This window comes from Microbacterium paraoxydans (assembly GCF_900105335.1).
Taxonomy (GTDB): Bacteria; Actinomycetota; Actinomycetes; order Actinomycetales; family Microbacteriaceae; genus Microbacterium; species Microbacterium paraoxydans.
Map to the genome: position 1 here is coordinate 1,271,315 of NZ_LT629770.1, position 22,344 is coordinate 1,293,658.

The window sequence follows — 22,344 nt, forward strand, 5'->3', positions numbered from 1 at the left end:
TACGGCGGCATCGGAGACGCCCGCATTCGCCGGGTCGTACAATCGGAGAATTGATTTCGCCGTCTCGTACAACCGGAGATCGCATGGCCCCCACCGATCCGCCCACGCTGTCCGCCCTGCTGCGGCGCCGTGATCTGGACCTGCGCCTCGTCTCCGCCGCCGCGGATCTGCCGGACGGCGCACTCGACCGTCCGCTGCGCTGGGTGCACAGCTCGGATCTCGCGGACCCGACACCCTTCCTCGCGGAAGACCTGGTGCTCCTCACCACCGGCGCCCAGTTCGACGACGCGGACGCCATCCCGCCCTACGTCGTGCGCCTCGCCGAGCGCGGGGTGCTGGGGCTCGGGTTCGGCACCGACGTGCATCGCTCGGGCACGCCGGAAGAGTTGATCGCGGCGTGCGCCGACCAGGGCATCCCGCTGTTCGAGGTGCCGTACCGCACGCCGTTCATCGCCGTGGCCCGCGCCCACTCCGAAGCGATCGCGGCGCAGGCCTACGCCCGGCGCACCTGGGCGCTCGACACCCAGCGCGCCCTGGCCCTCGCCGCGCTCCGACCGCGCGGGCTGGACGCCATCGTCACCGAGCTGGGCCGTCGTCTCGGCGCCTGGGCCGGCATGTTCGACGCAGCGGGCGACATGCTCGTCACCCACCCCCGGGACGCCCTCTCCGCAGGCGTCCGGGAGGAGCTCGGGACGCGGGTCCAGGAGATCCTCGACCGCGGACTCGAGGCAGGGCAGTCCCTCACGCTCGATGCGCACACCTTCATGCTCTTCACGGTGGGGCGGGGCGGACACCTGCGCGGCGTCCTCGCCGTGGAGGCAGACGCCCTCGACCAGGAGGCCAGGGCGGTCGTCACCTCGGTCATCGCGATGGCGGGGCTGGCGCGGGAGCAGAGCGAGCAGCTCGCGCGCGGCCGACGGCGGCTGCACACGCAGTTGCTGCGCTCGCTCCTGGGCGACGACCCCGGACTCGCCCGCCGGGTGCTCGGCAGCCTTCCGCCCGCCCCCGTGGTGGTCGCCGTGACGGGAGACGCCCCGGCGGAACCGCTCCTCGACTGGTGGGAGCGTCGACGCCTCGAGCACGGGACCCCGGCCTTCCTCGCGGACTCCGAGGACGGCGTGGTCATCTGCGTCTCCGCGACCGACGAGTCGCTTCTCGACGACGTGGCCGCACGCTTCACCGCCCGCGTCGGCGTCTCCGCGCCGGAGGGTTACGACGCCTTCTCCCGTGCGCACGCGCAGGCCCTCGTCGCCCTCCGGCAGCCCGGGACGAGCGGTGCCGTCCGGTACGCCGACACGGTCGGGTCGAGCCTGCTCACCGCTCTGGCCACGGATGAGGCCCGGCTCGTCGCGGAGTCGCGGCTCGCCCCGCTGCGGGAACACGACGCCGCCCACGGCACCGCGCTCGAACACGCGCTGCGCACCTGGCTCGACCACGACGCGCGGGCCGAGCAGGCCGCCGCCGCCTTGGGTATCCACCGGCACACCCTCCGCTCCCGGGTCTCCCACGCCGGAGCCCTCCTCGGGGTCGACCTGACGACCTTCCCCGCCCGGGCCGAGGTGTGGGCGCTGCTGCAGACCGCGCGCGACTGACCCGGCCCCGAACCCGCGTCGACGGGGGCTCAGCCGGCGAGGAGCCGCCGGGAAGCGGCGACGTCCGCGGCGGTCCGGGCGACGAGCTCCTCCACCGCGTCGAAACGGAGCGTCGGCCGGAGCAGCGCCACGAGCTCGACCGACAGCCGCTGTCCGTAGAGGTCGCGGTCGACGTCGTGCAGGTGCACCTCGAGACGCCGCGCCCGGTCTCCGCAGAACGTCGGATTGACACCGACGCTCGCCGTCGCCTCCCACCGTCGGTCGTCGCCGGGAAGTCGCACCCAGGCCGCGTAGATGCCGTCGTCGGGCAGCAGCCGCTCGGGCAGGGCGAGGTTCGCGGTCGGGAAGCCGAGCAGCCGCCCGCGACCGTCGCCGGGAACGACCAGGCCGGAGAGCACCGGGAGCGCCGGTCCGGTCACACGTCTGCGGCGGGCGAGATCGCGCGGTAGCGGCTCTGGTGGAACACGAGCGGCTCGACGTCGTCGAAGAGCGTCACGTCCTGGATCTCGTAGAGCGCGATCTCGTGGTCGCCGCCGTCGAAGGTGCTGTGCAAGCGGCAGGTGAGCCAGAGTGCGGCGTCGTCGATCAGCACGGCCCCACCCTCCGAGCGATGCCAGGCATGGCCGCCGAACCGGTCCCCTTCGCGCGCGGACAGCGAGCGGCTGAGCGGCTCGTGGTGCGCGGCGAGGACGCTCATCCCCAGCTCCGGGACGGCTCGGAGCACCGGCCAGGTCTTCGAGGTGCGGGCGGCACTGACGGCGACAAGGGCGGGCTCCAGCGAGATCGAGGTGAAGGAGTTGACCGCCATGCCGACGGCTCGATCGTCGACGTGCGCGGCGAGCGCGACCACACCGGTCGGATAGACGGAGAAGGCGCGACGGAGAGCGCGGTCCCGCGGCAGGGCGTCGGTCACGGCAGTAGTCATCACGAAGTCCTTTCGTTAGTCAACTTTGACTAGTTTGAATCATATGCATTTTTGACCATGCAAACAACAGATTTCGCGACACCCAGCCGTTAGCATGAAGCGCATGTCGACCACCCGCCTCGTCGTCCTCGGCGCCGTCAAGCAGTTCCAGCCCGTTCACGGCTACTTCCTCCGCCGCGAGCTCATGACGTGGCACGTCGACGAATGGGCGCACATCCAGCCCGGTTCGATCTACAACGCCCTCCGCGCGCTCGAGGTCGACGGCTACGTGGCGGAGAGCGGCACCGAGACCGAGGGCAAGCGCCCGGCGCGCACCACCTACCGCATCACCCCGGCCGGCGAGGTGGAGCTGCAGCGCATGCTGCGTGAGAACCTGTGGAACGTCGCGGCTTTCGACACCCAGGCGATCATGACCGTGGCCTCGTTCATGTTCGTCCTCAGCCGGCAGGAGGTCATCGCCGGGCTCGAGCATCGGCTCATCAAGAGCGACGCGATCATCACGCAGAACGGCTTCGATGTGCAGGACACCCTGCGCTCGGAGACGACCCCGGAGTACGTCCGCGAGATCTTCGATCTCTCCACCGCCCGACTCACCGCCGAGAAGGAGTGGCTCCTGACGCTGCTGGAGCGGCTGCGCGCCGGAGCGTACACGTTCGCCGGCGAGACGGCGGAGACGACGGAGGCGGAACCCGCTCCCCCGCGGTGACCCGCAGGGCGCACGCGACTCAGCGCCCGGCCACCAGGGCGTCGAGGGCATCGGCGGTGAGCGCCGGGGTGGTCGCCCCGCGGTGTCGGGCGACGATCGCCCCCGCGGCACAGGCGCGCACGAGAGCGTGCTCGGTGTCTCGACCCTGGGCGAGCCCGGCGGCGAGGGCGCCGCAGAAGGCGTCCCCGGCTCCCGTCGTGTCGACGGCGTCTATGCGGAAGGCCGCCACGTGCGCCCCGGGCCGTCCCGGCCGATGCAGCGTCACACCCGCGGCCCCCTCCGTGAGCACGACCGCTCCGGCACCGGCGCCGAGGAGCCGCTCGACGCCGCCGAGCTCCGCGCACTCCGTCTCGTTCACGACCAGCACGTCCACTTCCGGGAGCAGCTCGACCGCCGCCTCGTGCGCGGGGGCGGCGTTGAGGATCGTGCGCGCCCCCGCACCCCGGGCGGCCACGAGGGCCGCGGCGACCGCGGCGAACGGCACCTCGAGCTGGGCGAGCACCACAGCCGCCCCGGCGATCCCGGCAACGGCGTCCTCCGGAGTGAGCTCGCCGTTCGCCCCCGCCGCCACGAGGATGCTGTTGTCGCCGTCGTCGAAGGCCAGCACATGCGCGACCCCGGTCGGCGCGGACGCGGAGCGGCGGAGCGCGGCGTCCACGCCCGCTTCCGTGAGCGCCGCCTCCAGCACGGCCCCCGCCTCGTCCGCTCCGACGACACCGCAGAACCGCGTCGAGGCTCCGGTGCGCGCCGCCGCAACGGCCTGATTGAGGCCCTTGCCGCCGGGGAAGCGTCCCCCGGCCCGACCGAGCAGCGTCTCGCCGACGCGGGGTGGGCGCGAGACCTCGACCACGAGATCGAGGTTCGCGCTCCCCACGACGGCCACGCCGGCGAAGGTCTCAGACACGGGCCATCGTCCGCCGGAACGACGAGCCCACGTGGGACTCGGCGAGTGCGGGCGTCGGGGTGCCCATCAGCCGTTCCCGCAGCGACTGCGGCTCGGCGGCGGGGTCGGTGATCGCCCCGCGTTCCTTGAGAATAGGCAGCACGTGCTCGATGAAGTCGGCGGTCGACGCCGGGGGGATCACCGGGGCGAAGAGGAAGCCGTCGAGGTCCGCGCCGTCGGCGAGCTCCATCATCCGGTCCGCCACCTGCTCCGGCGTACCCACGATCGGCCGGGCGCCTACCCCGTGCGCGTGCCAGTCGCCCAGCACATCGCCGACCGTCTTGTCGGCGAAGCGGGCGACCTGCGTCTGCGAGAGTTCGGTGCTGAGCTCCGACATCGGCGTGCTCGGGTCGTACGACGACAGATCGAGGCCGGTGAACCAGGCGTAGGACGCCACGGTGACCTCGGGGTTCTGCGCGTCGGCGACCTCCGCATACGTGCGGCGCGCCTCTTCCTCGGTGCTGCCGACGACCGCGGCGAACGCCGACATGATCTTCACCTCGTGCGCGCCACGGCCGTTCTTCACCGCCTCCTCGCGGATCGCCGAGGAATGCGCACGGAGCTGCTCGACAGAGCCGCTCCCCACGAAGATCGCCTCGCCGTGCTTGCCGCCGAACTCGCGGCCCGCGGGCGACGCCCCGGCCTGGAACAGCACCGGCGTGCCCTGCGGCGAGCGCTGCGTGTTGCCGTAGCCGTGCGAGCGGAAGTAGGGCCCGTCGTGCGCGATGCGGTGCACCTTGGCCGGGTCGGCGAAACGGCCCGCCTTGTCGCGCTCCAGCGCGCCCTCCTCCCAGGCCTCCTCCCACAGCTTGTAGACGACCTGCATGAAGTCGTCCGCCATCAGGTAGCGCTCGTCGTGCCCGACCATCGGCACACCGAAGCCCTGCACCGCGGTGTCGGCGGTGCCCGTGGTGACGACGTTCCATCCGATCCGGCCGCCGGACAGGATGTCGAGGGTGGCCAGGCGTCGGGCGAAGGAGTAGGGAGGCTCGAGCAGGGTCGACCCTGTGGCGACGAGGCCGAGGCGGGTGGTCTCCGGGATGAGCGCGGCGAGGATGATCGCCGGGTCGAGCCGCGGCAGGTCCAGGCCCTCGACCGAGCAGATGTCCGGACGCTCGCCGGCGACGTCGGCCCAGCCCCACGCGTCGGCGAGGAAGAGGAAGTCGAACCCCGCGTCCTCGACCAGGCGCGCGGTGTCGCGCCAGTAGTCGAGCTTGTCGAAGAGGTAGCGCCGGTTGTCGGGGTGGCGCCAGGTCGCGGTGCCGGAATCGTTCGCCTGGGCGTTCTCGAAGAGTCCGAGCCGCAGGTTCTTCACGGGGTGCTGAGCGGTCATGGCGGATGCCTTCCTGGGAGTGGGGGATGGTGTCGTTCGGAGTTTCCGGGCACGCCGGGGGAACCCGGGGGCGCAGGGGTCGCGCCCCCGGGACCGGGGGTCGTGAGCTCAGCCCTTCGCGGTGACCTCGCCGTCGCTCCACCACAGGACGCGCCGGCGCACGACCGCGAGAAGCACGATGAGCAGCACCCCGAGCAGACAGAGCAGGGCGATGCTCGCCCAGGTCACGGGCAGGTTCGCCTGCGCAGCCGACGTGGTGACGAGGGAGCCGAGACCGGCCTGCTGCCCTGCCGCGACGAACTCGGCCACGGCAGCGCCGACCACGGCGAGGGGCAGCGCGATGCGCAGACCGGCGAACACGTACGGCATGCTGCCGGGGAACCGCAGCTCGCGGAAGATCTCCCACCGCGAGGCATGCAGCGTCGTGAACACGTCGAGCGCCTTCTGGTCCACGTCGCGGAGGCCGGCGAGCGAGTTCACGAGCATCGGGAAGAAGACCACGAGGCCGGTGACGATGAACTTCGGCACCATGCCGAACCCGAAGGCGACGACCAGCGCCGGGGCGATCGCGACGATCGGCGTCACCATCACGATGATGACCAGCGGCATGACGGCCCGCTCGATGATCTGGAACTCGGCCATCACGACGGCCAGCAGGAAGCCCGCGAGGATGCCGGCGGAGGCCCCGACGACGACCTCGAGCAGCGTCACGAGGAAGTTCGACCAGTACATGCCCGCGTCCTCGACGAGGCTGGCGCCGATGGCCTCCAGCGTCGGCAGGACGTAGGGGTTGGTCCACGCCACGATCTGCCAGAGCAGAGCCGCGATCACGAACGTGATCAGGGTCGGTCCCCACGATCCCCAGCGGAGCCAGCCGGGGACCCCGCGGCGGGGCTGCGCCTTCAGCCGGGCGGTGGCGAGGGTGGCGGTGGTGTCTCTCATCGTCAGCTCAGACATGGGCTTTCTCCGTCTGCGCGCGCAGCGCACCGCGCACCACTGCCTCCAGGTCGCGGAACTCGTCCGTCGCGTACGCCTCCTCGGTCCGCGGCCGCGGGAGGTTCACATCGATCACCTCGGCGATGCGTCCGGGGTGGGCCGCCATGACCACGATGCGGTCGGACAGCATGATCGCCTCCGGCACCGAGTGCGTGACGAACATCACGGCCTTGCGGTTCGACTGCCAGAAGTCCAGCAGGGCGATGCGCTGCAGGTCCCGGTTCATCTCGTCGAGGGCCGAGAACGGCTCGTCCATCAGCATGATCGCCGGATCGAACACGAAGGCCCTGGCGATCGCGGCGCGCTGCTGCATACCGCCGGAGAGCTGCCCGGGGTACTTCTTCAGCGCATGGCCGAGCCCGAACGTCGACAGCAGCTCGGCCGGGTCGCGGAGGGCGCGGTCGCCGTTGGCCTCGCGGTTGATCCGCACGGGGAGCTCGACGTTCTCGCGCACCGTCTTCCACGGCAGCAGCGCCGGGGACTGCGGGACGAGACCGATCTTCTTGTCGCGGGAGGCCGCCGTGACGCTCTCGCCGTCGATCGTGACGGTGCCGGAGTCGGCGTCGAGGAGTCCGGCGACCACCTTGAGCAGCGTGGACTTGCCGCATCCGCTGGGGCCGATCACCGACACGAACTCGCCCATGCCGATCGTGAGGCTCACGTCGTCGAGCACGGTCACCTGGGCGCCGTCGACGCCGAAGGCCTTCGAGACGTTCCTGACCTCGACGCCCGCCCCCTGTGCCGCGGTCATCACTTCTCCGCCCAGATGAGGGTGTCGCCGTCGTACAGGTCGGCCACGAGATCCGGGTCCATCATGTCGGCGATGGCGGGGAGGTCCTTCACGTCGCCGTACTCCTGCACGATCTCGTACTCCGGCTGCCACATGTCCGCCGTCTGCACGCCGGGGTTGCCGCCCGCGCTCTCGCGCACCCAGGCCGACTCGACCTCCCACGTGCGGGCGAGCTGATCGCGCGGGAATGCCGCACCCTGGCCGTTCTCCTCCGCGAGGGCAGCCAGCATGTCGATGCACTCGTCCGCCTCGTCGAGACAGAACTGCAGGGCCTTGAGGCTCGCGCGCATGAAGTCGGCCGCGACCTCGCGGTGCTCGTCGAGGAAGCGCGAGTTCACCTCCATGACGTTGTACGTGCCCTCGACGCCGAGGTCGGAGGGCAGGAACTCGCTGAACGGGAGGTCCTGTGCCTTGAGTGTCTGCGGCTGGTTGGAGGCGTAGCCGACGATCGCATCGACCTGCTCGCGCACGACGACGGTCGGGTCGTAGTTGGTCATCTTCACCATCTCGACCTTCGAGACGTCGACGCCGGCCTCGTCGAGCATGGCCGAGGCGATGGGCGTGAGGTTGATGAAGTACCCGAGCGAACCGCCTTCGAGGTCGGTGAGGTCGGTGAGCTTCTCATTGCCGAAGATCGAGAACGGCGGGGTCGTGCCGTAGGTCGCGACCGCGGTGAGGTTCTTGCTGTTCGCCGCGGCGAGCATCACGTCGGAGGCGGAGCCGAGCGCGGTGAACTGCGCCTGCCCCGAGGCGACGAGCTGCTGCCCGTTCGCGCCGGAGGCGTTGATCTCCACATCGAGGCAGAGGTCGTCGAAGTAGCCCAGCTCCTTCGCCAGGAACACGTCGAGCTGCCCGGCGCTAGCGGAGTAGCCGTAGCCGGAGATGTAGGTGATGGTGCCGGCATCCTGGTTGCGCTGGCAGGCGTCGCTGCCGCCCGCGCTCGTGGGGGCGGTATCGCCGCCGGGCGCCGGCGAGGAGCATGCTCCGAGCGTCAGCGTGGCGGCGAGAACGCACGTCAGGGTGGCAGTGGTGCGGAATCGGGTTTCCGCAGAGGAAGTAGCCATGAGGGTCCCTTCTCGGCCGTTCGTCATTGATGGCTCGATGAAAGTAACATAGTCAATCTTGACTAAGCAAGATCAAACTAAGTTTGTGCGGTCGAGCGGAGCGGCCAGGCAGGCCACCAGCCGTCGTCGAGTCCGCTCAGCAGGGCCGCCGCGCGCTCGTGATCCTCGACGGAGTGGTCCGGGGCGGGGCCGGAACTGCTCTCCCGCCGCTCGCCGTCCGGCGACCGGATCTCGGTGTACAGCCACGCACGGCGACCGACGGGGTACTTCTCCCGGAAGCCGCCAGCGACGATCGACAGCACGATCCGCTCCAGCTCGTCCGCCGCGGTCTCGGCGGTCTCGTCGCAGGCATCGCAGATGCACGACGGCACGATCGCGTGGAAGTGGGCGCCCGCCTCGATGCTGACGGAGGGAACGGTCGGCGTGAGGATGACTCGCGCACCGTACGCCGGTGCGAGCACGATGCGTTCCGTCCCGTCCTCCCCCGACTCTCGCCGCGCCTCGACCTCGTACTCGCGGGAGAGGTGCTCGACGAGCGCATCGACCACGAGAAGCAGCGGCGCGAAGCGCTCCGGGTGGCTCTCCCGAGAGTACGACTCCTCCGGCGCGATGCCATCGGGCCAGCGGCGTCCGTAACGGATGACCTCGCCGCTCTCGTCATGGAAGTCCAGGAGCGGGAGAGCAGGCCGGACATACGCGCGCGCCGGGACGACCACGACCGCGGGAGCGGAATCCTCCGCGGACAGCGCCCTCATCTCCTCGTCGTCGAGGTCGTCCTGCTCCCACGACGCGAGCATCTGCAGAAGCGCGTCCCGCTGCTCGGGCTGCTGCACCATCCCCTGCACGAGGCCCGCGACCGGGATCGAGAGGGTGTTGGTCCCGATCTCCGGCTCGCCCGTCATCCGCCATGTCGCGGCCGGATGCACGACCGCGATGACGTTCCCCACGAACCGCGCCGCCGCCGTGGCCAGCCTGTCGCTCTCGAGGACCTCCGGATGACCGGCGATGAAGTCCCACGTCGCCCCGAGATCGACGGCGAGCGCTGCAGGGTCGTTCCCCTGGCCCCGCGCGAACTCGACGAAGGGCTCGAAGCCGTCGACGAACCGGACCGGCCCCGGAGCGTCCGGCTGCGGGGGCATCCACAGGATCGCGGCGGCACCCGCCTCGGGCATCGGACCGAAGGGACCGGGGAAGACACCGCTGCTCATCGACCGAGCGTACCGAGCGGGATCACCGGGGCGCGTGAGACTCCAGGAACTCGTACACGTCGGTGGTGTCCACGCCGGGGAAGGCTCCCGTGGGCAGAGTCGCGAGCAGCGTGCGCGGGGTCTTCACGTTGGGCCAGGAGTTCTCGCGCCACCGCTCCTCCAGCTCGGCGGGGGCCCGACGACAGCACACCTCGACCGAGTGCTTCGAGACGCCGCGGTGCGGGGTGTCCCTGCCGACGAACCACCTCGTGTCGTCGAACCGCACGCCCACGCTGACCGAGTGCAGGCCCTCGCTCGACGCCTCCACACGGGCGGTGCACCAGTAGGTGCCGTTTCCGGTGTCGGTGTACTGGTAGTACGGATTGAAGCGGTCGTCCTCGTCGAAGACCACCCGGGAGGTCCACCGGCGGCAGCACATCTGCCCCTCGATGGCGCCGAGCCGGTCGGTCGGGAAGTTCACGTCGTCGTTCTCGTACGCCTTGGTGATCGTGCCCGACTCGTGCACCTTGAGGAAGTGCACGGGGATGTCGAGGTGCCGGGTGGCGAGGTTCGTGAAGCGGTGCGCCGCCGTCTCGTACGACACCGAGTACGCGTCACGGAGGTCTTCGATGGAGATCGCGCGCCGCTGCTTCGCGTCCTGCAGGGCAGGGACGACGTCGGCCTCCGGCATCAGCAGGGCGCCGGTGAGGTAGTTCGTCTCGACGCGCTGGCGGAGGAACTCGGCGTAGCTGCGCGGCTCGGCGTGCCCCAGGATGCGACTCGACAGCGCCTGCAGGACCGCGGTGCGGGCATCCCCCTTGGCCGGCACGCTGCTCGACAGGTACAGCCGGCCGTTCGCGAGGTCGGCGACGCTGCGGGTGGTCTGCGGCAGGTCGGCGGCGTAGTGGAGGGTGAAGCCGAGGTACGCCGCGATCTCGGATGCGGTGCGCTGGGTCAGCGGCCCCCCGGGATGACCGACGGCTGCGAGGATCTCGGCCGCCTTCGCCTCGAGGTCGGCGAAGTGGTTGTCCTGTCGCCGCATCAAGTGCCGGAGGTCCACATTGGCGCGCCGCGCCTCCTCGGGCGTCGCGGCGCGCTCGTCCTTGAGGCGGTCGATCTCGCCCTGCAGGGCGAGCAGCGCCTTGAGCGCCTCCGTCGGCACGCTCTTGGCGATGCGGAACGGCGCGATGCCCAGCGCCTGGAACGTCTGCCCCTTCATCGCGCGTTCCAGGGCGATCTCGATCGCGCTGCGCTCGTCGAGCGGCTCCCCGGAAAGCAGCGCGTCGATGGTCACCCCGAGCGCGCGGGCGATGGCCTGCAGCTGCGTGAGCTTGGGCTCGCGCTTGCCCGTCTCGATCATCGACATCTGGCTCGGCGCGCGATCGACCGCGGCGGCGAGCTCCTCGAGCGTCAGGCCCCGTGCTGTGCGCAGCTGGCGGATGCGTCGGCCGACGGTGAGGGCGTCGGCGTCTTCCGTGGTGTCGTCCATGTCGGATCCTCTCGGCCCACCGTCCGCGTCGGTGCGGGATCGGGAACGCTCCGCGCGAGACCGCGCCGGGGTCTTTTCTGATCCCGGCAGGCCGGGTGAGCGGGGCGTGAGGGCCGAGTCTGTCACAAAAACAGAAATTCGCGCAAACTTCTCCTCGATCCGGCGCGGGAGAGCAGGGGAACTTCACACAGAGTGGAGGCACGCCATCGGCACCGACGCCGATTCCCATCCGAGGAGACACCATGACGAACACCGCAGCGACCCCCACCCCGCGCCCCGCCGGCCTGCGCGCCGGCGACCAGGTCCAGACGGCCGCGGAGCTTCAGGAGATCTGGGACACCGACCCGCGGTGGGACGGCGTCGAGCGCACCTACTCCGCGGAGGACGTCATCCGCATCCGCGGCTCGGTCCGCGAGGACGCCACCCTCGCCCACCGCGGCGCGGAGAACCTCTGGAACCTCCTGCACACGGAGGACTACATCCGGGCTCTCGGCGCCTACACCGGAGGCCAGGCCGTGCAGCAGGTGCGCGCCGGGCTGAAGGCCATCTACCTCTCCGGCTGGCAGGTCGCCGCGGACGGCAACCTCGCAGGACAGACCTACCCCGATCAGTCGCTCTACCCCGCGAACTCGGTCCCGGCGGTCGTGCGCCGCATCAACAACGCCCTGCTCCGGCAGGACCAGCTCGAGCACGCCGAGGGCGAGATCACGCAGGACTGGCTCGCGCCGATCGTCGCCGACGCCGAGGCGGGTTTCGGCGGTCCGCTCAACGCCTACGAGCTCGCGCAGTCCCTCATCCAGTCCGGTGCCGCCGGCATCCACTGGGAGGACCAGCTCGCGAGCGAGAAGAAGTGCGGCCACCTCGGCGGCAAGGTGCTCGTGCCCACGCAGCAGCACATCCGCACGCTGAACGCGGCACGACTCGCGGCGGACGTCGCCGGCGTTCCGACCGTCATCATCGCCCGCACGGATGCCCTCGCCGCCGATCTGCTCACGAGCGACGTCGACGAGCGCGACCGGGAGTTCACCACCGGCGAGCGCACGTCCGAGGGCTTCTACCGGATCCGCCCGGGCATCGAGTCGGTCATCAGCCGCGGCCTCGCGTTCGCCCCCTACGCCGACCTGCTCTGGGTCGAGACCGGGGAGCCGGACATCGCGCTGGCACGGGAGTTCGCCACCGCGATCCACGCACAGTTCCCCGGTAAGCTCCTGGCCTACAACTGCTCGCCGAGCTTCAACTGGAAGCGCCACCTGTCGGACGCCGAGATCGCGACGTTCCAGCAGGAGCTGGCAGACCTGGGCTACAAGTTCCAGTTCATCACCCTGGCCGGGTTCCACGCCCTGAACCACTCCATGTTCGATCTCGCCCGCGGTTACGCCGAGCGCGCCATGAGCGCCTACGTCGAGCTGCAGGAAGCCGAGTTCGCCGCCGAGGCCGACGGCTACACCGCCACCAAGCACCAGCGCGAGGCGGGCACCGGCTACTTCGACGTCATCTCCACCGCGCTCAACCCCGACAGCGCGACCCTCGCCCTGGCCGGCTCCACCGAGACCGCCCAGTTCCACTGAATCTCCCCCGAGACCCCCGGTTCTCGTCGAGACCCCGCCCCGCACACGCCGGGAGCGCGGGGTCTCGACGACACCCCGGGGGCTCGGCATAAGGCAAAGGACACCATCATGACCACCGCACCGATGCAGACGACCCGGCAGGGGCCCGCGATCGAGATCGCCGGGCCGATGCGCGATCGCTACGACGAGATCCTCACCCCGGAGGCGATCGCCTTCCTCACCGAGCTCCACCACCGATTCGCCTCCCGCCGCCATGACCGGCTGGCCGACCGGATGCGCCGCCGCTTCGAGATCGGCAACGGGCACGACCCGCAGTTCCGCGAGGACACCGCGCACATCCGTCAGGACACCACCTGGCGCGTCGCCGGCGCCGGCCCCGGGCTCGAGGACCGCCGCGTCGAGATCACCGGCCCCACCGACCCGAAGATGACGATCAACGCCCTGAACTCCGGGGCTCGCGTCTGGCTCGCCGACCAGGAGGACGCCACGAGCCCGACCTGGAAGAACGTCATCGAAGGGCAGCTGTCCCTCCGCGACGCGATCCGGGGCGAGCTCTCCTTCACCTCCCCCGAGGGCAAGGAGTACCGCGTCACCGCCGAGCGCACCCCCACGATCGTGATGCGCCCGCGCGGGTGGCATCTGCCGGAGAAGCACCTCGCCTTCATCGACCGCTCCGGCCGCCGCACCTCGGCGTCCGGCTCCCTGGTCGACTTCGGCCTCTATTTCCTGCACAACGCGCAGGCGCTGATCGAGGGCGGACGCGGACCGTACTTCTACATCGCGAAGCTGGAGTCGAGCGAAGAGGCCAAGCTGTGGGACGACGTGTTCTCCTTCAGCGAGGAGTACATCGGCATCCCGCATGGCACCATCCGCGCGACCGTGCTGATCGAGACGCTGCCTGCCGCGTTCGAGATGGACGAGATCCTGTACGAGCTGCGCGACCACTGCGCGGGCCTCAACGCCGGGCGCTGGGACTACATCTTCTCCATCATCAAGAACTACCGCGGCCGCGGCGCCCGCTTCGTGCTCCCCGACCGCAGCGAGGTCACGATGACGGTGCCGTTCATGCGGGCCTACACCGAGCTGCTGGTGCAGACATGCCACAAGCGCGGCGCCTTCGCGATCGGCGGCATGAGCGCGTTCATCCCCAATCGCCGCGACCCCGAGGTGACGGCACGCGCGGTCGAGAAGGTGTCGGCTGACAAGAAGCGCGAGGCCGGCGACGGCTTCGACGGCACCTGGGTCGCCCACCCGGACCTGATCCCGACGGCGCAGGCCGAGTTCGACGCCGTGCTCGGAGACCGCCCGAACCAGATCGACCGCCAGCGCGACGACGTGCACGTGGACGCACGCGACCTGCTCGACCTGCACATCGGTCGCCCGATCACGGCGCAGGGCGTGCGGGACAACGTCTCGGTCGCCATCCGCTACCTGGAGGCCTGGCTGCGCGGGCTCGGCGCCGTGGCGATCGACAACCTCATGGAGGATGCGGCGACCGCGGAGATCAGCCGCTCCCAGGTGTGGCAGTGGATCCACCAGGACCGCGCCACGCAGGACGGCACCCCCATCACGGTCGAGTACGTCGAAGGGCTGATCGGCGAGGTGCTGGACGAGGTCGAGCGACGCGAGGGCGACCGCTTCGACGACGCCGCCGAGATCTTCCGCGAGGTCGCCCTCCGCGAGGAGTTCCCGACCTTCCTCACCCTGGGCGCCTACAGCCGGTTCCTGGTCGACGAGGACTGACGACGCCGGGATGCCGCGGGCCGCGAGGTCCGCGGCATCCTCACGTCCCACCCGGCCCGCACGCTCCCTGCCGGGCGTAGCCTGGAGCCATGAGCGCCGTATGGGACAGCATCGCCGAGGAGTTCCTGCACCTCTATCCGCGGGGGCAACGGCTGGTCGCGGTCGCCGGGGCCGACGCCGAGCGTTCGCGCGTGGCCGCGGATGGCCTGGCCGCCGCGCTCACCGCTGCCGGCCAGACCGTCGAGCGCGCACACACCGCGGACGGGGAGGAAGCCGCCCTCCGCGCCGACGTCGTGGCGCCGTTCCGCGCCACCGACAGCGACGCCGTGCTCCTCGTGTCCGGACCGGGCGCGATCGTGTCGCCGAGCGCACGCGGGATGTGGAACTACGTCCTCTGGCAGCTCGCCGGAGACGAGCCCCCGCACACCGCGGCGAACGCCCTGGTCGACGTGACCGACCCGGCCCATCCCACCCGGCGTTTCGCCGACTACTGCGCCGTCCCCTCCTCGTTCGAGACCTGAGTCGCCGCGCGGCGACTCAGTGGAACGACGCGGCGACCGAGTTGCGGTGGTAGTCGAACACGATGCTCGTGCGGGTCGATGCCACGCTGCTCTGAGCGGACAGGTGCTCGAGCACGAACTCGCGCATCTCCGACGAGTCGGCGACCGCGATGTGCAGGAGGAAGTCGTCGTCTCCGCCGAGGAAGAACACCTGGATCACCTGCGGCAGCGCGCGCACACGATCCGCGAACTCCACGATGCTCTCCCGTCGGGCGGCCGGGCGCAGGCTGACGCCGATGATCGCCTGGAGTCCGGCGCCGAGCTCGCGTTCGTCGACGCTCGCATGGAACCCGGTGATGACCCCGCGCTCGATCAGCCCGCGCAGCCGTGCGTGCGCCGTCGACGGGGCGACTCCCAGCCGTCCGGCCAGCTCGGCGTTCGTCATCCTCCCGTCGGCGGTGAGGAGCTGCACGATGCGCGCGTCGGTGGGGTCGAGCGCGGGCGCCCGAACGCTGTTCGGCTCGGATGACGCGGCGGCGGTGGTCATACGAAGCATTATTCAGGATTCGAGCCTTCGCCGAAGAGTCTTCATCGAATCCGTCGATGACTCGACGTTTCTGCGATCCTTGGCTGCACCCTGCGCCCCGACACCTGGAGGATCGATGAAGATCGGCGTCCCGACCGAAGTCAAGAACAACGAGAACCGCGTCGCCCTCACCCCGGCCGGCGCCGATCGGCTCGTGCGGGAAGGGCACCGCGTGCTCGTGCAGTCCGGTGCCGGCGTCGGGTCGAGCATCGACGACGACGCGTACCGCGCGGCCGGTGCCGAGATCGTGGCGACCGCCGCCGACGCGTGGGGAGAGGCCGACCTGCTCATCAAGGTCAAGGAGCCCGTCGCCGAGGAGTACGGCTTCCTGCGTCCCGACCTCACGCTCTTCACCTACCTCCACCTTGCGGCCGACCGCCCGCTGACCGAGGCGCTCGTGGCGGCCGGCACGACCGCCGTCGCCTACGAGACCGTGCAGCTGCCGGATCGCACCCTGCCGCTGCTCGTGCCGATGAGCGAGATCGCCGGCCGCCTCTCCGTCATCATGGGGTCCCACTCGCTGCTGCGCTCGCAGGGCGGTCGCGGCATGCTGCTGGGTGGCATCGCCGGCACCCCGCGGGCGAAGACCGTGGTGATCGGCGGCGGCGTCGCAGGTGAGCACGCCGCGGCGAACGCGCTCGGACTCGGCTCGAAGGTCACCGTCGTCGACGTGGCGCTCCCCCGGCTGCGCGAACTCGAGCACCGCTACGGCGGCGCTCTGGAGACGCGCGCTTCCAGCCGGTACGACATCGCCGAGGAGCTGACGACGGCGGATCTCGTCATCGGATCCGTCCTGATCCCCGGCGCCGCGGCTCCCAAGCTGGTGACCGACGACATGGTCGCGGCCATGAAGCCGGGGTCCGTGCTCGTCGACATCGCGATCGACCAGGGCGGCTGCTTCGAGGGCTCCCGTCCGACCACGCACGACGACCCGACCTTCGCGGTGCACGACTCGATCTACTACTGCGTCGCGAACATGCCGGGAGCCGTGCCGACGACCGCGACCCGGGCGCTCACGAACGCCACCCTCCCCTACGTCTCGGCGATCGCGGCCAAGGGCTGGGAGCGGGCGGCCTCCGACGACGCTGCCCTCGCGAAGGGGCTCAACGTGCAGGGCGGACGCATCACGCTGGACGCCGTCGCCCAGGCGCACGGCCTCTCCACCGACTGACCTGTCGAACCCGAAAGAACCTCGGATCTTGGCGGCATCCCACACCTCCCCCGCCGTATCGACCCGAGTACGCTCGTAACCGTGACCGAACGCGCTCCTCTCTCCCGCAAGCTGTCCGCCATCGCCGAGTCCGCGACCCTCAAGGTCGATGCCAAGGCCAAGGCCCTCAAGGCCGAGGGCAAGCCCGTCATCTCGTATGCCGCGGGCGAGCCCGACTTCGCCACGCCGCAGTTCATCGTCGATGCGGCGGCCGAGGCGCTGGCCGACCCGGCGAGCTATCGCTACACCCCTGCTCCCGGCCTCCCGGCGCTGCGCGAGGCGATCGCCGCCAAGACGCTCCGCGACTCCGGCCTGGAGGTCTCCCCCGGTCAGGTCATCGTCACCAACGGCGGGAAGCAGTCGGTGTACCAGGCGTTCCAGGCGGTCGTGAACCCCGGCGACGAGGTGCTGCTGCCGGCTCCGTACTGGACGACCTACCCGGAGGCGATCCGTCTCGCCGACGGCACCCCGGTCGAGGTCTTCGCCGGCGCCGACCAGGAGTACAAGGTCACTGTCGAGCAGCTCGAGGCGGCGCGCACCGATCGTACGACGGTCCTCGTGTTCGTGTCGCCGTCGAACCCCACCGGCTCCGTGTACACCGCAGAGGAGACGAAGGCCATCGGCGAGTGGGCGGTGGAGCACGGCATCTGGATCATCAGCGACGAGATCTACCAGAACCTCACCTACGAGGGCGTGAAGGCGACCTCGATCGTGGAGGCCGTGCCGGAGGCTGCGAACCAGACGATCCTCGTCAACGGGGTCGCCAAGACCTACGCGATGACCGGCTGGCGTGTGGGCTGGATGGTGGGTCCGGCCGACGCCATCAAGATCGCCGGGAACCTGCAGTCGCACCTCACGAGCAACGTGAACAACGTCGCGCAGAAGGCGGCGATCGCGGCGCTCAACGGTCCGCAGGACGAGGCCGAGAAGATGCGCGAGGCCTTCGACCGCCGCCGCCAGCTCATCGTGTCGGAACTGTCCAAGATCGACGGACTCGTGGTCCCGAACCCGCTCGGCGCGTTCTACGTCTACCCCGACGTTCAGGGCCTGCTCGGTCGCACCTGGGGCGGCGTGACCCCGACCACCTCGCTGGAGCTCGCCGACCTCATCCTCGACCAGGCCGAGGTCGCCGTCGTCCCCGGTGAAGCGTTCGGTCCGTCGGGCTACATCCGCATGTCGTACGCGCTCGGCGACGACCAGCTCCTCGAGGGCGTGCAGCGCCTGCAGCGTCTGTTCTCCTCCTGACCCGAGACCCCGCTTTAGCGCCGAGACCCCCTCGTACCTGCGCAGGTACGAGGGGGTCTCGGCGTGAATCCGGGGTCTCGGGTCAGTCAGTCCTCGGGGTGGAAGCCGATCAGCCAGCGGACGCCGTAGCGATCGACGAGGGTGCCGTCGACGTCTCCCCACGGGCGCTGCTGCAGCGGGTCGATCACGCGGCCGCCGGAGGCGAGGCGGTCGTACCAGCGGGTGAGCGTCCCCGGGGCGGCGGTGCCGAGGAGCGAGAGGAACATCCCGCTCATCTGGACCGCGTCGTCATCGGCTCCCGCGTCGGCCCCGGCGAGCTCGACCAGCCCGCTGAGCTGTCCGTGCGCGACCGCCTCGCCCGGGCCGTCGTGACGACCGGCGCTCGCGTAGTCCATCAGCTGGAGCTCGCCGCCGAAGACGTCGCGGTAGTGGCCGAGCGCTTCTGCGGCATTGCCGGGGAACAGCAGGTACGGGATCAGTCCGCTCATCCCGCGAGCGTAGTCCGCCGTGGCCCCGGTCACCACCCGCCGGAGACGCCGAACGGCCGCCACCCGGAGGCGACGGCCGTTCGTGCGGACGGGTCAGGAGACGGGGATCACCGCGTAGAGGATCCAGGTCAACGCGAAGCCGGTCACGCCGAGCACCGTCGTGAGCGGCGTCCAGGTGCGCAGACCGTCCTTCACCGACAGGCCGAGGTACCGCGTGACCACCCAGAAGCCCGAGTCGTTCACGTGGCTGAGGCCGAGGCCGCCGTAGCCGATCGCGACCGCGAGCAGCGCGGTGTGCACGGTGTCGAGCCCCATCGCGGAGACCGACGGCAGCAGGAGCCCCGCGGTGGTGGCGATCGCGACGGTCGCGGATCCCTGGGCGGCACGCATGATGAGGGAGATGAGGAAGGCCGCGAGCAGCAGGGGCATGCCGCTGGAGGCGAGCACCTCGGCGACCGCTCCACCGATCCCGGTCTCCGTGAGGATACGCCCGAAGGCACCACCGGCACCGGTGACGAGGATGATGACGGCGGCGGCCGGCAGCGCCGACTCCATGACCTCGCCGAGGTGGGAGGCCGACCAGCCGCGACGCACGCCGAGCAGGTACATCGCGGCGGCGATCGCGACCATGAGGGCGAAGATCGGCTGGCCGACCATGCTGAGGAATCCGTTCCAGAACGTCCCGGCCTCGAACAGCGGCGCCACGGCGGTGCCGAGCATGATGAGCACGAGCGGCAGGAGGATGAGGCCGAGGACGGTGCCGGCGCCCGGCGCCTTCTCGCCCTCGCCGAGTCCGCCGGTGAGCGTCGACTTCTCCGTGCCGAAGTTGTCGTACATCTCCTTCGTGGCCGCGAGCATCGCGAACTCGCGGGTGTTGATCCACTTCGCCACCAGGTAGGACAGCACGCCGAGCGGCACGGAGATCGCGAGGGAGAAGATCGTCACCCAGCCGATGTCGGCACCGAGGATCGCGGAACCGCCGACGATGCCCGGGTGCGGGGGCACCGCGACGTGCACCGCGAGCATGATGCCCGCGACCGGCAGGCCGAACTTGATCGGGTTGAGACCGGCCACCTTCGAGAAGGCGAACACGATGGGGATGAGGATGATGAAGCCGGCATCGAAGAACACCGGGATCGCCAGGATGCCGGCGGCGATGACGAGCGCGATGCCCACGCGCTTCGGGCCCAGCCAGCTGGTGAAGCGTCCGGCGAGCGACTCGGCGCCGCCGGACAGCTCGATGATCTTGCCGAGCATCGAGCCGAGGGCGACGAGCACGGCCACCGAGCCGAGGGTGCCGCCGACACCGGCGATGATCGCCTGGATGACACCGAGCTGCTCGGGGGTGTCACCGTCGGCGGGGATCGTGGTCAGCGGCAGACCTGCCGCGATGCCGACGATGATGGACACGAGGATGAGGGCGTAGAACGCCTGCATCTTGAACCGGATGATGAGCAGGAGCAGCAGGCCGAGGCCTGCCAGGCCGATCAGGATGAGGATCGGAAGAGGAAGCATCTCTGGATCTCTTCTTTCAGTGAGGGCGCGACGTCGCGCTCAGGACAGTCGTTCGGGTGCGACGACGCGGATGACGGCGGAGTCGTCCAGGGCCCCGAGGCCCTGCGCTTCGCCGAGGAGGAACAGCTGCTCGGCCGCGGCAGCGACCGGCGTGGACAGGTGCGCACGGCGGGCGGCGTCGCCGACGATGCCGAGGTCCTTGACGAAGATGTCGAGGCGGCTGAGCACCTCGGCGCCGTCCTCGTCGTAGGCCTGCAGGGCGCGCGGACCGCGGTTGCCGAGCATGAAGGAGTTCGCGGCACCGGCCGTCAGCGCGTCCAGTGTGCGGGCGCGATCCAGTCCGAGGGCGTCGGCGAGCGCGAGCGCCTCCGCGGCCGCGGCGATGTGCACGCCGCAGAGGAGCTGATTGACGGTCTTCAGCGCCTGGCCGTCCCCGGGCTTGTCGCCGACGATGGACAGCGTCGAGGCGAGCTGGTCGAGCACGGGCCGCGCGGTCTCCAGAGCGGTCGGGGTGGCGCCGACGACGATGAGGAGGTCGCCCTCCCCGGCACGGACCGGCCCTCCGGACAGCGGAGCGTCGACGAGCTGCGCACCGTGCGCGGCGAGCTGGGCGGCGATGGCATCGATGCCGTCCGTGCCCACCGTGCTGGTGAGGATCACGACCGCGCCGTCCGCGAGGTGCGGGGCGAGCCCGTCCTCGCCGAAGAGCAGCGCCTCGAGCTGCGCGCCGGTCCGGACGGCGACCAGCACCGCGTCGGCACCGTCCACGGCGTCGGCTGCGGACGCCGCCGGCGTGACACCCGCCTCTGCGGCGAGGGCGACGCGTTCGGCAGCGATGTCGAAGCCACGCACCGCGAAGCGCTCGGCGAGGCGGGTGGCCATCGGCAGCCCCATGGCGCCGAGTCCGATGACAGCGACGGTGGATGTCATGAGTGTCCTTCCGGGTTGTTTCCATCGTCGCCTGCGAGCGTGGCGACGACCGTGACGAGGGAGTCCGCGTCGCCGACGTTGCCGGCGAACACGACGTACGGGATACCGACGGCAGGGCCGGTCTCCGGCTGCCACAGCGACACGAGGCCGGGCAGCATGGGACCGAGCACGGTGGCCCGGCGGATCTCGAGGGCCTCGCTCGCGACATCGCTGGAGGTGATCCCGCCCTTCGCGATGACGAAGCGGGGCGGAGCGATGGCGAGGACCCGACGCACGAGCTCGACCACGCCGCTGGAGATGCGGCGGGCGATCGCGAGGCTCTCGTCGCCGTCGGCACCCGTGACGAGTTCGCGGGTGGTGTGCACGATCACGGTCCCCGTGGCGAGCGCTTCGGCGACGGCGTGCGCCTGCGTCTCGAGGTGGGTCTCGCGCTCGGAGCCGATGAGGGCACGCACGTCGAGTTCGATCGTGCGGGTGTTCGGCCGGGCCGCTGTGAGAGCTTCGAGCTGAGCGGTGGTGAGCGGCACGTGGCTGCCGACGACCACGAGGCCACCGCGGTCATGCGCGAAGGGGATGTCCTCCGCGCGCACCGGCTCGGCGATCTCCTGTCCGATGTGCGCGCGCACGTAGGGCGGGCCGACTCGGAGGAGCACGTCGCGGTCCCGCAACCGGTGCAGCGCGAGCGCGACGACGCGCATGTCCGATTCCTCGACCACGTCGACCACCACGACCGTGCCGTCGGTCAGTCCCTCGAGGAAGCCGGCCACGGCGTCCACCCCGGCGCGGATGGTGCGGATGTCGAGACCCGCGACCGCGGACGCCGGGATGCGTCCGCCGGTCTTCTCGGCGACCCACTCGCGCAGGTCGGAAGAGCCGTAGCCGAAGGTCGCGTCCGCCGCGAAAGGCGTCTCGCCGACCGGGGTGGCCTCGCCGTCGGTCACCCAGTAGTGCACGGAGTCGACCGTGATGCGCCCGGCGTCGGGGAACGCGGGGACGAGCAGGGTCAGTGCGGGGGTGCGACCGGAGCGGGAGCCGATCTCCGCGGAGAGGACGTCGGTCTCGAGCGGGAAGTGGCCGCGCAGCGTCGAGTCGCCCCGGGACACGAACGTCACGCGCCGCCCCTGGGCCTCGGCGGCGGCGAGGGCCACGTCGACGATCTCGCGGTTGCGGGCGGCCGCGGCCTCCTCGTCGAGGGACCGGGTGTTCGTGAGCACATAGACGGCGGCGGCGCCGGTCGCGAGCGCCTCGTCCAGGTCGGCGCGCTCCCATCGGGTGAGGACCGGGAGGTTCGCGACCGACTGCGTGCCGGTCGGGTCGTCGTCGAGGACGAGGAGCACGGCGGCGGGGTCGACCTCGGTGCGGACGTCGGCCGCGGTGACGGCGACGGGTGCAGGCAGGGGGGCCAGCAGGTCGTCGATGTGCACACGAACTCCTTCGTTCCGGAAGATGGCCCGTGGTGGGGGACACGGGCCAGGGGAATCTGCATCGCTATCCGATATCAGATAGCGACGAGCGTACCTCACGATCACCGTCC

General features: G+C 70.8%; 21 protein-coding genes. 7 read left to right on the forward strand and 14 right to left on the reverse strand.

Annotated elements, in window-relative coordinates:
• Positions 1–83: 83 nt before the first annotated feature.
• On the forward strand, positions 84–1,592 hold the full coding sequence (locus BLU02_RS06370; protein ID WP_060923366.1) for a PucR family transcriptional regulator: 1,509 nt from the start codon (positions 84–86) through the stop codon (positions 1,590–1,592).
• A gap of 29 nt (positions 1,593–1,621) precedes the next feature.
• Here BLU02_RS06370 and BLU02_RS06375 read toward each other — a convergent pair whose 3' ends face one another.
• The gene (locus tag BLU02_RS06375; RefSeq protein ID WP_083370911.1) at positions 1,622–2,011 is read right to left on the reverse strand and encodes a riboflavin kinase; all 390 of its coding nucleotides are present in this window, start codon (positions 2,009–2,011) and stop codon (positions 1,622–1,624) included.
• Complete coding sequence (locus BLU02_RS06380; protein ID WP_060923367.1) at positions 2,008–2,517, reverse strand: flavin reductase family protein; 510 nt, start codon at positions 2,515–2,517, stop codon at positions 2,008–2,010. The genes BLU02_RS06375 and BLU02_RS06380 overlap by 4 nt, the downstream gene beginning before the upstream one ends.
• Positions 2,518–2,620: 103 nt before the next feature.
• Here BLU02_RS06380 and BLU02_RS06385 point away from each other — a divergent pair, with 103 nt between their 5' ends.
• Positions 2,621–3,223: a PadR family transcriptional regulator gene (locus BLU02_RS06385; RefSeq protein ID WP_025102352.1), complete on the forward strand. Its 603-nt coding sequence runs from the start codon at positions 2,621–2,623 to the stop codon at positions 3,221–3,223.
• Between the two features lie 19 nt (positions 3,224–3,242).
• On the opposite strand, the gene BLU02_RS06390 is transcribed toward BLU02_RS06385, so the two are convergent.
• From BLU02_RS06390 to BLU02_RS06420, 7 genes are all read right to left on the reverse strand, one after another.
• On the reverse strand, positions 3,243–4,127 hold the full coding sequence (locus BLU02_RS06390; protein WP_025102353.1) for a ribokinase: 885 nt from the start codon (positions 4,125–4,127) through the stop codon (positions 3,243–3,245).
• Positions 4,120–5,499 carry an NtaA/DmoA family FMN-dependent monooxygenase gene (locus BLU02_RS06395; RefSeq protein ID WP_060921267.1) on the reverse strand — a complete coding sequence of 460 codons (1,380 nt, stop codon included), beginning with the start codon at positions 5,497–5,499 and terminating at the stop codon, positions 4,120–4,122. The genes BLU02_RS06390 and BLU02_RS06395 overlap by 8 nt, the downstream gene beginning before the upstream one ends.
• 108 nt (positions 5,500–5,607) lie before the next feature.
• A complete protein-coding gene (locus BLU02_RS06400) occupies positions 5,608–6,456 on the reverse strand; it encodes an ABC transporter permease (RefSeq protein WP_060921266.1) in 849 nt (282 codons plus the stop codon).
• Entirely contained in the window at positions 6,449–7,246 is a 798-nt protein-coding gene (locus BLU02_RS06405; protein WP_060921265.1) for an ABC transporter ATP-binding protein, read from the reverse strand. The genes BLU02_RS06400 and BLU02_RS06405 overlap by 8 nt, the downstream gene beginning before the upstream one ends.
• The gene (locus BLU02_RS06410) at positions 7,246–8,349 is read right to left on the reverse strand and encodes an ABC transporter substrate-binding protein (RefSeq protein ID WP_231919652.1); all 1,104 of its coding nucleotides are present in this window, start codon (positions 8,347–8,349) and stop codon (positions 7,246–7,248) included. Before BLU02_RS06410 ends, BLU02_RS06405 begins: the two co-directional genes overlap by 1 nt.
• Before the next feature lie 77 nt (positions 8,350–8,426).
• On the reverse strand, positions 8,427–9,557 hold the full coding sequence (locus BLU02_RS06415) for a DUF6226 family protein (RefSeq protein ID WP_083370912.1): 1,131 nt from the start codon (positions 9,555–9,557) through the stop codon (positions 8,427–8,429).
• Between the two features lie 22 nt (positions 9,558–9,579).
• Complete coding sequence (locus BLU02_RS06420) at positions 9,580–11,025, reverse strand: helix-turn-helix transcriptional regulator (RefSeq protein WP_060921263.1); 1,446 nt, start codon at positions 11,023–11,025, stop codon at positions 9,580–9,582.
• Positions 11,026–11,267: 242 nt separating this feature from the next.
• Between BLU02_RS06420 and aceA the strand changes: the two genes are divergently transcribed.
• The 3 genes from aceA to BLU02_RS06435 all read left to right on the forward strand — a co-directional run bounded on the left by aceA (position 11,268) and on the right by BLU02_RS06435 (position 14,857).
• Positions 11,268–12,593 carry an isocitrate lyase gene (gene aceA / locus BLU02_RS06425; RefSeq protein WP_060921262.1) on the forward strand — a complete coding sequence of 442 codons (1,326 nt, stop codon included), beginning with the start codon at positions 11,268–11,270 and terminating at the stop codon, positions 12,591–12,593.
• 108 nt (positions 12,594–12,701) lie between these two features.
• Positions 12,702–14,336, forward strand: a complete 1,635-nt coding sequence (gene aceB / locus BLU02_RS06430) for a malate synthase A (protein WP_060921261.1) — start codon at positions 12,702–12,704, stop codon at positions 14,334–14,336.
• Positions 14,337–14,425: 89 nt separating this feature from the next.
• Complete coding sequence (locus BLU02_RS06435; RefSeq protein WP_060921260.1) at positions 14,426–14,857, forward strand: hypothetical protein; 432 nt, start codon at positions 14,426–14,428, stop codon at positions 14,855–14,857.
• Between the two features lie 16 nt (positions 14,858–14,873).
• Here BLU02_RS06435 and BLU02_RS06440 read toward each other — a convergent pair whose 3' ends face one another.
• Positions 14,874–15,392 (reverse strand): Lrp/AsnC family transcriptional regulator, encoded by a 519-nt coding sequence (locus BLU02_RS06440; RefSeq protein ID WP_029989076.1) that lies wholly within the window; start codon positions 15,390–15,392, stop codon positions 14,874–14,876.
• 106 nt (positions 15,393–15,498) lie between these two features.
• Between BLU02_RS06440 and ald the strand changes: the two genes are divergently transcribed.
• Complete coding sequence (gene ald, locus BLU02_RS06445) at positions 15,499–16,593, forward strand: alanine dehydrogenase (protein WP_029989077.1); 1,095 nt, start codon at positions 15,499–15,501, stop codon at positions 16,591–16,593.
• Between the two features lie 81 nt (positions 16,594–16,674).
• Complete coding sequence (locus BLU02_RS06450) at positions 16,675–17,877, forward strand: pyridoxal phosphate-dependent aminotransferase (protein WP_060921259.1); 1,203 nt, start codon at positions 16,675–16,677, stop codon at positions 17,875–17,877.
• Positions 17,878–17,963: 86 nt separating this feature from the next.
• On the opposite strand, the gene BLU02_RS06455 is transcribed toward BLU02_RS06450, so the two are convergent.
• The 4 genes from BLU02_RS06455 to BLU02_RS06470 form a co-directional block, all read right to left on the reverse strand.
• A complete protein-coding gene (locus BLU02_RS06455; RefSeq protein WP_060921270.1) occupies positions 17,964–18,365 on the reverse strand; it encodes a VOC family protein in 402 nt (133 codons plus the stop codon).
• Between the two features lie 93 nt (positions 18,366–18,458).
• On the reverse strand, positions 18,459–19,880 hold the full coding sequence (locus BLU02_RS06460; protein ID WP_060921258.1) for a GntP family transporter: 1,422 nt from the start codon (positions 19,878–19,880) through the stop codon (positions 18,459–18,461).
• 39 nt (positions 19,881–19,919) lie between these two features.
• Positions 19,920–20,810, reverse strand: a complete 891-nt coding sequence (locus BLU02_RS06465) for an NAD(P)-dependent oxidoreductase (RefSeq protein ID WP_060921257.1) — start codon at positions 20,808–20,810, stop codon at positions 19,920–19,922.
• Complete coding sequence (locus BLU02_RS06470; protein WP_060921256.1) at positions 20,807–22,234, reverse strand: four-carbon acid sugar kinase family protein; 1,428 nt, start codon at positions 22,232–22,234, stop codon at positions 20,807–20,809. The genes BLU02_RS06465 and BLU02_RS06470 overlap by 4 nt, the downstream gene beginning before the upstream one ends.
• Positions 22,235–22,344 lie beyond the last annotated feature (110 nt).

Coding starts and splice junctions, on each gene's coding strand:
- BLU02_RS06370 (WP_060923366.1), top strand. CDS start 84: ATGGCCCCCACCGATCCGCCCACGCTGTCCGCCCTGCTGCGGCGCCGT.
- BLU02_RS06380 (WP_060923367.1), bottom strand. CDS start 2,517: ATGACTACTGCCGTGACCGACGCCCTGCCGCGGGACCGCGCTCTCCGT.
- BLU02_RS06385 (WP_025102352.1), top strand. CDS start 2,621: ATGTCGACCACCCGCCTCGTCGTCCTCGGCGCCGTCAAGCAGTTCCAG.
- BLU02_RS06395 (WP_060921267.1), bottom strand. CDS start 5,499: ATGACCGCTCAGCACCCCGTGAAGAACCTGCGGCTCGGACTCTTCGAG.
- BLU02_RS06400 (WP_060921266.1), bottom strand. CDS start 6,456: ATGTCTGAGCTGACGATGAGAGACACCACCGCCACCCTCGCCACCGCC.
- BLU02_RS06405 (WP_060921265.1), bottom strand. CDS start 7,246: ATGACCGCGGCACAGGGGGCGGGCGTCGAGGTCAGGAACGTCTCGAAG.
- BLU02_RS06410 (WP_231919652.1), bottom strand. CDS start 8,349: ATGGCTACTTCCTCTGCGGAAACCCGATTCCGCACCACTGCCACCCTG.
- BLU02_RS06415 (WP_083370912.1), bottom strand. CDS start 9,557: ATGAGCAGCGGTGTCTTCCCCGGTCCCTTCGGTCCGATGCCCGAGGCG.
- BLU02_RS06420 (WP_060921263.1), bottom strand. CDS start 11,025: ATGGACGACACCACGGAAGACGCCGACGCCCTCACCGTCGGCCGACGC.
- aceA (WP_060921262.1), top strand. CDS start 11,268: ATGACGAACACCGCAGCGACCCCCACCCCGCGCCCCGCCGGCCTGCGC.
- aceB (WP_060921261.1), top strand. CDS start 12,702: ATGACCACCGCACCGATGCAGACGACCCGGCAGGGGCCCGCGATCGAG.
- BLU02_RS06435 (WP_060921260.1), top strand. CDS start 14,426: ATGAGCGCCGTATGGGACAGCATCGCCGAGGAGTTCCTGCACCTCTAT.
- BLU02_RS06440 (WP_029989076.1), bottom strand. CDS start 15,392: ATGCTTCGTATGACCACCGCCGCCGCGTCATCCGAGCCGAACAGCGTT.
- ald (WP_029989077.1), top strand. CDS start 15,499: ATGAAGATCGGCGTCCCGACCGAAGTCAAGAACAACGAGAACCGCGTC.
- BLU02_RS06455 (WP_060921270.1), bottom strand. CDS start 18,365: ATGAGCGGACTGATCCCGTACCTGCTGTTCCCCGGCAATGCCGCAGAA.
- BLU02_RS06460 (WP_060921258.1), bottom strand. CDS start 19,880: ATGCTTCCTCTTCCGATCCTCATCCTGATCGGCCTGGCAGGCCTCGGC.
- BLU02_RS06465 (WP_060921257.1), bottom strand. CDS start 20,810: ATGACATCCACCGTCGCTGTCATCGGACTCGGCGCCATGGGGCTGCCG.